The 12,274-nt window shown below is 70.8% G+C and carries 5 protein-coding genes; 4 read left to right on the forward strand and 1 reads right to left on the reverse strand.

Annotated elements, in window-relative coordinates:
* Positions 1 to 266: 266 nt before the first annotated feature.
* From HMPREF0591_RS14945 to HMPREF0591_RS14955, 3 genes are all read left to right on the forward strand, one after another.
* Entirely contained in the window at positions 267 to 9,539 is a 9,273-nt protein-coding gene (locus tag HMPREF0591_RS14945) for a type I polyketide synthase (RefSeq protein WP_007169425.1), read from the forward strand.
* A gap of 31 nt (positions 9,540 to 9,570) precedes the next feature.
* Entirely contained in the window at positions 9,571 to 9,963 is a 393-nt protein-coding gene (gene acpS / locus HMPREF0591_RS14950) for a holo-ACP synthase AcpS (RefSeq protein ID WP_007169426.1), read from the forward strand.
* A gap of 175 nt (positions 9,964 to 10,138) precedes the next feature.
* Positions 10,139 to 11,467, forward strand: coding sequence for a dipeptidase (locus HMPREF0591_RS14955; RefSeq protein WP_007169427.1), 1,329 nt, complete (start codon positions 10,139 to 10,141; stop codon positions 11,465 to 11,467).
* Positions 11,468 to 11,471: 4 nt separating this feature from the next.
* On the opposite strand, the gene bcp is transcribed toward HMPREF0591_RS14955, so the two are convergent.
* Positions 11,472 to 11,945, reverse strand: coding sequence for a thioredoxin-dependent thiol peroxidase (gene bcp, locus HMPREF0591_RS14960; protein WP_007169428.1), 474 nt, complete (start codon positions 11,943 to 11,945; stop codon positions 11,472 to 11,474).
* A 98-nt stretch (positions 11,946 to 12,043) separates the two neighbouring features.
* Between bcp and HMPREF0591_RS14965 the strand changes: the two genes are divergently transcribed.
* Positions 12,044 to 12,271: a DUF3618 domain-containing protein gene (locus HMPREF0591_RS14965; RefSeq protein ID WP_040622880.1), complete on the forward strand. Its 228-nt coding sequence runs from the start codon at positions 12,044 to 12,046 to the stop codon at positions 12,269 to 12,271.
* The last annotated feature ends 3 nt before the right edge of the window (positions 12,272 to 12,274 follow it).

Consider the following 12,274-nt stretch of genomic DNA (forward strand, 5'->3'; position numbering starts at 1 on the left):
GGCGGTGTTACCCACGACACGGTTACCCATGCGTAGAACTCATCAGTAACCGATCACCACGCCAAACGGGGGTCGATCCTTATGACACTCTTAGTGCAGCCGATGCAGTCCGCCGCGCCGCTCAACCCCACTCGGGCGGCTCGTCGAGAACACACCGGCGAGCAGTTTCCCGGCTTTGATTCGACGCGGAATCGCCGAGCCCGCCCGCCGGTGGTGACCGGCCGAACGAACCGATACATAAAGACGCATACAGGGAGACATAGAGAGTGACGATCCACGAGAGGCACGACTGGAATCCCCCAGCGAAGCGCGGGGAATCGTCCGCCGATCGCGATGGAAACGGCCCCCACGCGGCGGCCGGGGAGACCCACGCTCTCGTCGACCGTCTGACGGCCGGCGAGCCGTACGCCGTCGCGTTCGGCGGGCAGGGCAGTGCCTGGCTGGAAACCCTCGAGGAACTGGTCTCGTCGGCCGGCATCGAATCCGACCTGGCAACGCTGGTCGGTGAGGTCGAGCTGCTGCTCGAACCGGTGGCCAGGGAGCTGGTGGTGGTCCGCCCGATCGGTTTCGAGCCGCTCGCCTGGGTGCGGGCGCTGGCGGCCGAGGACCCGGTCCCGTCGGACAAGCACCTGACCTCGGCCGCGGTGTCCATTCCCGGCGTGCTGCTCACCCAGATCGCGGCCGTGCGGGCGCTGGCGCGCCAGGGCATGGACCTGGGCGCCACCCCGCCCGTGGCGGTCGCCGGCCACTCGCAAGGGGTGCTGGCCGTCGAGGCGCTCAAGGCCGCCGGCGCCCGCGACGCCGAACTGCTGGCGATGGCCCAGCTGATCGGCGCGGCCGGGACGCTGGTGGCCCGCCGGCGCGGGATCTCCGTGCTCGGCGACCGGCCGCCGATGGTGTCGGTGACCAACGCCGACCCCGAACGCATCAGCCGGCTCCTCGACGAGTTCGCGCAGGATGTCCGCACCGTGCTGCCCCCGGTGCTGTCGATCCGCAACGGCCGGCGCTCGGTCGTCATCACCGGTACACCCGAACAGCTGTCCCGGTTCGAGCTCTACTGCCAGCAGATCTCGGAGAAGGAAGAGGCCGACCGCAAGAACAAACTCCGCGGTGGCGACGTCTTCGCACCCGTCTTCGATCCGGTCCAGGTGGAGGTCGGCTTCCACACGCCCCGGCTGGCCGACGGCATCGACATCGTCGGCGGCTGGGCCGGGAAGGTCGGCCTCGACGTCGCGCTGGCCCGCGAGCTGACCGAAGCCATCCTGGTGCGACGCGTCGACTGGGTCGAGGAGATCAGCAGCGTGCACGCGTCCGGTGCGCGCTGGATCCTCGACCTGGGCCCCGGCGACATCCTGACCCGGCTGACCGCCCCGGTGATCCGCGGCCTGGGCATCGGCATCGTGCCCGCGGCGACCCGCGGCGGGCAGCGCAACCTGTTCACCGTCGGCGCCGTCCCGGAGGTGGCGCGGGCGTGGTCGACCTACGCGCCGACCGTCGTGCGCCTGCCCGACGGCAGGGTCAAGCTGTCGACGAAGTTCACCCGGTTGACCGGCCGCTCGCCGATCCTGCTCGCGGGCATGACGCCGACCACCGTCGACGCCAAGATCGTCGCCGCTGCGGCCAACGCGGGGCACTGGGCCGAGCTGGCCGGCGGCGGACAGGTCACCGAGGAGATCTTCGCCGGCCGCATCGAGGAGCTCGCCACGCTGCTCGAACCCGGCCGCACCTATCAGTTCAACGCCCTTTTCCTCGACCCGTATCTGTGGAAGCTGCAGGTCGGCGGCAAGCGGTTGGTGCAGAAGGCGCGCCAGTCAGGCGCGGCGATCGACGGCCTGGTGATCAGCGCCGGCATCCCCGACCTGGAGGACGCCGTCGACCTGATCGAGGAACTGGGCGACGTCGGTATCAGCCACGTCGTGTTCAAGCCCGGCACGGTCGAGCAGATCCGTTCGGTGATCCGCATCGCGACCGAGGTGCCCACCAAGCCGGTCATCATGCACATCGAGGGCGGCCGCGCCGGCGGCCACCACTCGTGGGAAGACCTCGACGACCTGCTGCTGGCAACGTATTCGGAGTTGCGCTCGCGGCCCAACATCACCGTCTGCGTCGGCGGTGGCATCGGGACGCCCGAGCGGGCCGCCGAGTACCTGTCCGGTCGCTGGGCGCGGGCGTACGGCTTCCCGCTGATGCCGATCGACGGCATCCTCGTGGGCACCGCGGCGATGGCGACCAAGGAGGCCACCACCTCGCCGTCGGTCAAGCGGATGCTGGTCGAGACGCAGGGCACCGACCAGTGGGTCGGCGCAGGAAAAGCCGTGAACGGCATGGCATCCAGCCGCAGCCAGCTCGGCGCCGACATCCACGAGATCGACAACAGCGCCTCGCGCTGCGGGCGGCTGCTCGACGAGGTCGCCGGTGATGCGGAAGCCGTCGCCGAGCGGCGCGACGAGATCATCGCCGCGATGGCCAACACCGCCAAGCCGTACTTCGGCGACGTCGCCGACATGACCTACCTGCAATGGCTGCAGCGCTACGTCGAGCTCACCATCGGCGACGGCAACTCCACCGCAGACACCGCCGCACCGGGCAGCCCGTGGCTGGCCGACACCTGGCGCGACCGGTTCCAGCAGATGCTACAGCGCGCCGAAGCACGTTTGCACCCAAGGGATTTCGGTCCGATCGAGACACTGTTCGACGACTCCGCCCTGCTGGAGGACCCCGAGCGGGCCATCGCGGCGCTGATCGCGCGGTACCCGGACGCGGAGACGGTGCAGCTGCACCCGGCCGACGTCCCGTTCTTCGTCACGCTGTGCAAGACGCTGGGCAAGCCGGTCAACTTCGTCCCGGTCATCGACAAGGACGTGCGCCGCTGGTGGCGCAGCGACTCGCTGTGGCAGGCGCACGATGCCCGCTACGACGCCGACCAGGTGTGCATCATCCCGGGTACCGCGGCCGTCGCCGGCATCACCCGGATGGACGAGCCCGTCGGTGAACTGCTGGACCGGTTCGAGCAGGCCGCCGTCGACGAGGTGCTGTCGTCCAACGGTCAGCCGCGGGACGTGGCGGCGCGCCGGCTGGGTCGCGCCGACGTGACCGGACCGCTGGCCGTCGTGCTCGACGCCCCCGACGTGCAGTGGGCCGGCCGCACCGCGAAAAACCCGGTCCACCGCATCGCCGACCCCGCGGACTGGCTCGTGCACGACGGCTCCGACGGCCCCCAAAGCCGCCGCGCCACGCACTCGTTCACCGGCGCGCGGCTGGAAGTCGACGGCGACCGGGTGGTGTTGAGCGTTCCGGTGTCGGCAACGTGGATCGACATCCCGTTCACCCTGCCCCCCAACACCATTGACGGCGGCACACCGGTGGTGTCCACCGAAGACGCCGCCACCGCCATGCGTGCGGTGCTGGCGATCGCCGCCGGAGTGGATGGGCCGGACTCGCTGCCCGCGGTGGTCGACGGGACCGCCAACGTGACGGTGCACTGGGATCCGGAGCGGGTGGCCGACCACACCGGTGTCACGGCCACCTTCGGCGAGCCGCTGGCGCCGGGACTCACCACCGTGCCCGACGCGCTCGTCGGCCTGTGCTGGCCGGCCGTGTTCGCGGCGATCGGCTCGGCGGTCACCGACACCGGCGTCCCGGTCGTCGAGGGTCTGCTGAGCCTCGTGCACCTCGACCACGCCGCCCGCGTCGTCGGCGTGCTGCCGAAAGTTCCGGCCGAATTGGCGGTCACGGCAACGGCTTCGCCGGCGATCGACACGGATTTGGGCCGCGTCGTGCGGGTGTCGGTGACGATCGCCGACGCCGACGGCGCGACGCTCGCCAGCCTCGATGAGCGGTTCGCGATTCTCGGTCGCACCGGCACGGCCGAGCTCGCCGATCCGGTGCGGGCCGGCGGTGCCGTCTCGGAGAACGCGACCGACACCCCGCGCCGGCGCCGCCGCGACGTCCGGCTGACCGCACCGGTCGACATGCGGCCGTTCGCCGTGGTGTCCGGCGACCACAACCCGATCCACACCGACCGGGCCGCCGCGCTGCTGGCCGGCCTCGAATCGCCCATCGTGCACGGGATGTGGTTGTCGGCCGCCGCGCAGCACGCGGTGACCGCCACCGACGGACAGGCGCGGCCCCCGGCCCGGCTGGTCGGTTGGACCGCCCGGTTCCTGGGCATGGTGCGTCCCGGCGACGAGGTCGACTTCCGCGTCGAGCGCGTCGGAATCGACCAGGGCGCAGAGGTTTTGGAGGTCGCCGCCCGCATCGGGTCCGATCTGGTGATGTCGGCGACGGCGCGCCTGGCCGCCCCGCACACGGTGTACGCGTTCCCCGGGCAGGGAATCCAGCACAAGGGCATGGGCATGGACGTCCGCGCCCGGTCCAAGGCCGCCCGCAAGGTGTGGGACAAGGCGGACAAGTTCACCCGCGAGACGCTGGGCTTCTCGGTGCTGCACGTGGTGCGCGACAACCCGACCAGCATCATCGCCAGCGGCGTGCACTACAACCACCCCGAGGGTGTGCTGTACCTGACGCAGTTCACCCAGGTCGCCATGGCGACGGTGGCGGCGGCGCAGGTCGCCGAGATGCGTGAGCAGGGCGCGTTCGTCGAGGGCGCCATCGCCTGCGGCCACTCCGTCGGGGAGTACACCGCGCTGGCCTGCGTCACCGGAATCTACGAGTTGGAAGCGTTGCTGGAGACGGTGTTCCACCGCGGCTCCAAGATGCACGACATCGTGCCGCGCGACGAGCTGGGCCGCTCCAACTACCGGCTGGCGGCCATCCGGCCGTCGCAGATCGACCTGCCGGACGACGAGGTCCCCGGATTTGTGGCCGAAATCGCCGAGCGCACCGGTGAATTCCTGGAGATCGTGAACTTCAACCTGCGCGGTTCGCAGTACGCGATCGCCGGCACGGTCCGCGGCCTGGAAGAGCTGGAAGCCGAGGTGGAGCGCCGCCGCGAACTCACCGGCGGCAAGCGCTCGTTCATCCTGGTGCCCGGCATCGACGTGCCGTTCCACTCGCGGGTGCTGCGCGTGGGGGTGGCCGAATTCCGCCGCTCGCTGGAGCGCGTCATGCCGCGCGACAAGAATCCCGACGTCATCATCGGGCGCTACATCCCCAACCTGGTGCCGCGCCCGTTCACCCTGGACCGTGACTTCATCCAGGAGATCCGTGACCTGGTGCCCGCCGAGCCGCTCGATGCGATCCTGGCCGACTACGACACCTGGCTCGCCGAGCGCCGCAACGAGATGGCGCGCATCGTCCTGATCGAGCTGCTGGCGTGGCAGTTCGCCAGCCCGGTGCGCTGGATCGAAACCCAGGACCTGCTGTTCACCGAAGAGGCCGCGGGCGGTCTGGGGGTGGAGCGGTTCGTCGAGATCGGCGTGAAGTCGGCACCGACCGTCGCCGGGCTGGCCACCAACACCCTCAAGCTGCCCGAATACGCCCACAGCACAGTCGAAGTGCTCAACGCCGAGCGCGACGCGGCGGTGCTGTTCGCCACCGACACCGATCCGGAGCCGGAGCCCGAAGAGGTCGCGGACGAGCCGGCCGCACCGCAGGGTGCCGCCGCGCTGGAGGCCGCACCGGCGCCCGCGCCGTCGGCCGCTCCGTCGACCGGACCCCGCCCCGACGACATCGGGTTCGACGCCGCCGACGCCACCTTGGCCCTGATCGCGCTGTCGGCCAAGATGCGCATCGACCAGATCGAGGAACTGGACTCCATCGAGTCCATCACCGACGGCGCCTCGTCGCGGCGCAACCAGTTGCTGGTGGACCTCGGTTCGGAGTTGAACCTGGGCGCCATCGACGGCGCGGCCGAGGCCGACCTGGCCGGGTTGCGGTCGCAGGTGACCAAGCTGGCGCGCACCTACAAGCCGTTCGGCCCAGTGCTTTCCGACGCGATCAACGACCAGCTGCGCACGGTGCTGGGGCCGTCGGGCAAGCGGCCCGGCGCGATCGCCGAGCGGGTCAAGAAGACGTGGGAGCTGGGCGACGGCTGGGCCAAGCACGTCACGGTCGAGGTGGCGCTGGGTACCCGCGAGGGCACCAGCGTGCGCGGCGGCGCCATGGGCCACCTGCACGAGGGTGCCCTGGCCGACGCCGCCTCGGTCGACAAGGTCATCGACGCCGCCGTCACGTCCGTCGCGGCGCGCCGGGGCATCGCGGTGGCGCTGCCGTCGTCGGGCGGCGGTGGCGGCGCGACCGTCGACGCGGCCGCGCTCAGCGAATTCACCGACCAGATCACCGGCCGCGACGGCGTGCTCGCGTCGGCGGCGCGCCTGATCCTGAACCAGTTGGGACACGACGACCCGGTCAGCGCGGCGCCGGCCGCCACCGACGCCGAGCTCATCGACCTGGTCACCGCCGAACTCGGCGCGGACTGGCCGCGTTTGGTGGCGCCCGTCTTCGATGCCAAGAAGGCCGTCGTGTTCGACGACCGCTGGGCCAGCGCCCGCGAGGACCTGGTCAAGCTGTGGCTGACCGACGAGGGTGACATCGACGCCCGGTGGACGAGCCTGTCCGAAAGGTTCGAGGGCGCGGGCCATGTCGTCGCCACGCAGGCCACCTGGTGGCAGGGCAGGGCACTGGCCGCGGGTCGCCAGATTCACGCGTCGCTCTACGGCCGCATCGCCGCCGGCGCCGAGAACCCCGACCCCGGCCACTACAGCAACGAAGTCGCCGTGGTGACGGGCGCGTCGAAGGGTTCGATCGCGGCGTCGGTGGTCGCGCGCCTGCTCGACGGCGGGGCCACCGTCATCGCCACGACGTCGAGGCTCGACGACGAGCGGCTGGCGTTCTACCGCGGGCTGTATCGGGACCACGCCCGGTACGGCGCGGCGCTCTGGGTGGTCGCCGCCAACATGGCGTCCTACTCCGACATCGACGCATTGAGCGAATGGATCGGTACCGAGCAGACCGAAAGCCTTGGGCCGCAATCCATTCACATCAAAGACGCGCAGACGCCCACGCTGCTGTTCCCGTTCGCGGCGCCCCGCGTCGCCGGCGACCTGTCGGAGGCCGGTTCGCGCTCCGAGATGGAGATGAAGGTGCTGCTCTGGGCGGTGCAGCGGTTGATCGGCGGGCTGTCGAAGATCGGCGCCGAGCGCGACATCGCCTCCCGGCTGCACGTGGTGTTGCCCGGCTCACCCAACCGCGGAATGTTCGGCGGCGACGGTGCGTACGGTGAGGCCAAGTCGGCGCTCGACGCGTTGGTGAGCCGTTGGCATGCCGAATCCTCCTGGGCCGCCCGGGTCAGCCTGGCGCACGCGCTGATCGGCTGGACCCGCGGCACCGGGCTGATGGGCCACAACGACGCCATCGTCGACGCCGTCGAGGAGGCCGGTGTCACCACCTACTCCACCGACGAGATGGCGGCCATGCTGCTGGGCCTCTGCGACGTCGAGTCCAAGGTCGCGGCGGCGAGCACGCCGATCAAGGCGGACCTGACCGGCGGCCTCGCCGAGGCCAACCTCGACATGGCCGAACTGGCCGCCAAGGCGCGCGAGCAAGCCACTTCGGGCGAGCACGCCACGGAAGACGTTGCGGCCGAGGGCACCATCGCCGCGCTGCCGTCGCCCCCGCGCCCCGTCACCCCGGCGCCGCCGCCGGAATGGGACGACCTGGACGTCGACCCGGCCGACCTGGTGGTCATCGTCGGTGGCGCCGAGATCGGGCCGTACGGCTCCTCGCGCACCCGGTTCGAGATGGAGGTCGACAACGAACTGTCGGCGGCGGGTGTCCTCGAGCTGGCCTGGACCACGGGACTGATCCGGTGGGAGGACGCCCCCCACCCGGGTTGGTACGACACGGAATCCGGTGACCTGGTCGACGAGACCGAGCTGGTCGAGCGCTACCACGACACGGTGGTGGAGCGGGTCGGCATCCGCGAGTTCGTCGACGACGGCGCCATCGATCCCGATCACGCGTCGCCGCTGCTGGTGTCGGTGTTCCTGGACAAGGACTTCACCTTCGTCGTCTCGTCGGAGGCCGACGCCCGCGGGTTCGTCGAATTCGACCCCGAGCACACGGTGATCCGACCGGTCCCCGATTCGAGCGATTGGCAAGTCACGCGCAAGGCGGGCACCGAGATCCGGGTGCCGCGCAAGACGAAGCTGTCGCGGGTCGTCGGCGCGCAGATCCCCACCGGGTTCGATCCGACCGTGTACGGCATCAGCCAGGACATGGCCAGCTCCACCGACCGGGTGGCGCTGTGGAACATCGTCGCGACCGTCGACGCGTTCCTGTCATCGGGATTCACCCCGACCGAACTGATGCGCTGGGTGCACCCGGGCCTGGTGGCCAGCACGCAGGGCACCGGCATGGGCGGGATGACGTCGATGCAGACGATGTATCACGGCAACCTGCTGGGCCGCAGCAAGCCGAACGACATCCTGCAGGAAGTGCTGCCGAATGTGGTTGCCGCCCACGTCATTCAGAGCTACGTGGGCAGCTACGGCGCGATGATCCACCCGGTCGGCGCCTGCGCGACCGCGGCGGTGTCGGTCGAGGAGGGCGTCGACAAGATCCGCCTCGGCAAGGCCGAACTGGTGGTGGCCGGCGGATTCGACGACCTGACGCTGGAAGCCATCATCGGCTTCGGTGACATGGCGGCCACGGCCGACACGTCCATGATGCGGGGCCGCGGCATCCACGACTCGAAGTTCTCCCGGCCCAACGACCGGCGCCGGCTCGGCTTCGTCGAGGCGCAGGGCGGCGGCACCATCCTGCTCGCGCGCGGCGACCTGGCGCTCAAGATGGGCCTGCCGGTCCTCGCCGTGGTGGCCTACGCGCAGTCGTTCGCCGACGGGGTGCACTCCTCGATCCCGGCCCCCGGGCTGGGCGCGCTGGGCGCCGGGCGTGGCGGCAAGGACTCGGCGTTGGCGCGTTCGCTGGCCAAGCTGGGTGTCGGCGCCGACGACATCGCCGTCATCTCCAAGCACGACACCTCCACGCTGGCCAACGACCCCAACGAGACCGAGCTGCACGAGCGGCTGGCGGACTCGTTGGGCCGCTCCGAGGGCGCCCCGCTGTTCGTGGTGTCGCAGAAGAGCCTGACCGGGCACGCCAAGGGCGGCGCGGCCGTCTTCCAGATGATGGGCCTGTGCCAGATGCTGCGGGACGGCGTGATCCCGCCCAACCGCAGCCTCGACTGCGTCGACGACGAACTGGCCTCCTCGGCGCACTTCGTGTGGGTGCGTGAGACGCTGCGCCTGGGCGAGAAGTTCCCGCTCAAGGCCGGCATGCTGACCAGCCTCGGGTTCGGCCACGTGTCCGGGCTGGTGGCGCTGGTGCACCCGCAGGCGTTCATCGCCGCGCTGGACGCCGAGCAGCGCGCGGACTACCGGCAGCGCGCGGAGGCCCGGCTGCTGGCCGGTCAGCGCCGGTTGGTGTCGGCCATCGCCGGCGGCGCGCCGATGTACGAGCGGCCATCGGACCGCCGCTTCGACCACGACGCGCCGGAGAAGCGCCAGGAGGCGGCGATGCTGCTGAACCCGGCGTCGCGGCTGGGTGAGGGCGAGGCCTACGAGGTCTCGGCCGGATGACCTCTTCGACCGTCCGTTAGCCTGGCCGTCCATGGGAATTGTCGGTGTGGGGATCGACGTCGTCTCCATCCCCGATTTCGCCGAGCAGGTCGACCAGCCGGGAACCGTCTTCGCCGAGACGTTCACGCCGGGTGAGCGCCGCGACGCCTCGGACAAGAGCTCCTCGGCCGCGCGCCACCTGGCCGCCCGGTGGGCGGCGAAGGAGGCGGTGATCAAGGCGTGGTCGGGCTCCCGCTTCGCGCAACGCCCGGTGCTGCCCGAGGACATTCACCGTGACATCGAGGTGGTCACCGACATGTGGGGGCGGCCCCGGGTGCGGCTGAGCGGCGACATCGCCAAACACCTGGCCGACGTCACGATTCACGTGTCCCTGACGCACGAGGGGGATACCGCCGCCGCGGTGGCGATCCTGGAGACGACCTGAGCGTTGCCGAGCAACCGCCCGCGCCGAGCTGGGGGCACCCCCGCTTGCGGGGGACACGCCAGCGTGGCTGTCGACGCTCGGGGCCACGCTGGCGTGACGCTCGCGAGCCCGGGGGCCCGCTCGGCGCGAGCCGGGGGTGCGCCGGCCCGGCGCCCCGCCGACTAGCCTCGAGGCCATGAGCGATCTTGTGGAGCGCGTCCGCGACGTGTTGCCGTCGGTGCGCCGCGACCTCGAGGATCTGGTGCGCATCCAATCGGTGTGGGCCGACCCCGGTCGGCGCGACCAGGTGCACCGCAGCGCCCGCGCGGTGGCGGACCTGTTGTCCCACGCCGGTTTTGGCGACGTGCAGATCGTCAGCGAGGGCGGTGCGCCGGCGGTCATCGCACACCATCCCGCGCCCCCGGGCGCGCCGACCGTGCTGCTCTACGCCCACCACGACGTGCAGCCCGAAGGCGACGCCGGCCAGTGGGCCTCGCCGCCCTTCGAACCCACCGAAAGCGGCGGGCGGCTCTACGGGCGCGGCAGTGCCGACGACAAGGCCGGCATCGCAACGCATTTGGCCGCATTCAGGGCGCACGGCGGCCAGCCGCCGATCGGCGTGACGGTCTTCGTCGAGGGCGAGGAGGAATCCGGCTCGCCATCGCTGGGCCGGTTGCTGGCCGCCCACCGCGACGCCCTGGCGGCCGACGTGATCGTCATCGCCGACTCGGACAACTGGAGCACCGACGTTCCGGCGCTCACCGTTTCGCTGCGGGGCCTGGTGGACTGCGTGGTCGAGGTCGCCACGCTGGACCACGGGCTGCACTCCGGCATCTGGGGCGGCGTGGTGCCGGATGCCCTCAGCGTCCTGGTGCGGCTGCTGGCGAGCCTGCACGACGACGACGGCAACGTCGCGGTGGCCGGGTTGCACGAAAGTGCCGCCGCCGCAGTGGATTACCCGCCCGAGCGGGTGCGCGCCGACTCGGGGCTGCTGGACGGGGTGTCCGAGATCGGTTCGGGCTCGGCACCGCAGCGACTGTGGGCCAAACCCGCGATCACGGTGATCGGCATCGACACCACGCCGATCGACAAGGCGTCGAACACGCTGATCCCGCGGGCCCGCGCGAAGATCAGCATGCGCGTCGCGCCGGGCGGCGACGCCAAGGCGCACCTGGATGCGTTGACCGCGCATCTGCACAAGCACGTCCCGTGGGGCGCCCACCTCAGCGTCAGCCCTGGCGACGTCGGCGAGGCGTACGCGATCGACGCCAGCGGCCCGGTGTACGACGCCGCGCGGGCGGCGTTTCGGCGGGCGTGGGGCACCGACCCGATCGACATGGGCATGGGCGGTTCCATCCCGTTCATCGCCGAGTTCGCCGCCGCCTTTCCGCAGGCCAAAATCCTGGTCACCGGCGTCGAGGACCCCGGCACCCAGGCGCACAGCGTCAACGAGAGCCTGCACCTGGGTGTGCTGGAACGCGCCGCGATCGCCGAGGCGCTGCTGCTGGCGAATCTGGCGGTGTGAGGCGTCAGACCGAGAGGTCGCGGCGCAGCTTGGCGACGTGGCCGGTGGCCTTCACGTTGTACTGCGCGACGGCGATCTTGCCCTTCTCGTCGACCACGAAGGTCGAGCGGATCACGCCCTGCACGGTCTTGCCGTACATCTGCTTTTCGCCATAGGCGCCCCAGGCCGTCAACACTTTGCGGTCGGGGTCCGACAGCAGCGGGAACGTCAGCTTCTCGGCGTCGCGGAACTTGGCCAATTTCTCCGGTTTGTCGGGGGAGATGCCGATGACGTCGAGGCCGGCGTCACCGAGTTCGTGCAGGTTGTCGCGGAAGTCGCAGGCCTGTTTGGTACAGCCCGGGGTCGACGCCGCCGGGTAGAAGTAGACGATGACGCGACGCCCCTTGTAGTCGGCCAGCGACACCTTTTTGCCGTCGGCGTCGGGCAGGCTGAAGGAGGGGGCTTGGTCGCCCGGCGCAAGCCGCGTGGTCTCGGCCAATTTCGGGGCCCCTTTCTGTTCACCGGAGCGCTGGGGTGATCACCAGCTGATCTAGGGTAGTGCGTCAGGTGCATCAGGCCGACTGGGAGGACAGACACGTGGCGGACCGGGACCCCGAGGCGATCAAGCGGGACATCGACGTCGCCCGCGACCAGTTGGCGGCCACCGTCGACTCGCTCGCCGTGCGGGCCAACCCGCGACGCCTCGCCGACGACCTGAAAGCGAAGGCGATCGAGTTCGTCAAGAAGCCCGCGGTGACGGTGTCGCTGGCCGGCGTCGGTGTGCTGGTCGTCGTGGTGGTGGTGCACCGGGTGAGGAACCGCTGACGC

Source organism: Mycobacterium parascrofulaceum ATCC BAA-614, from assembly GCF_000164135.1.
GTDB lineage: Bacteria > Actinomycetota > Actinomycetes > Mycobacteriales > Mycobacteriaceae > Mycobacterium > Mycobacterium parascrofulaceum.

What these genes read in the sequence shown, in the direction of transcription:
- HMPREF0591_RS14955 (WP_007169427.1), top strand. Translation starts at nt 10,139, where the DNA reads ATGAGCGATCTTGTGGAGCGCGTCCGCGACGTGTTGCCGTCGGTGCGC.
- acpS (WP_007169426.1), top strand. Translation starts at nt 9,571, where the DNA reads ATGGGAATTGTCGGTGTGGGGATCGACGTCGTCTCCATCCCCGATTTC.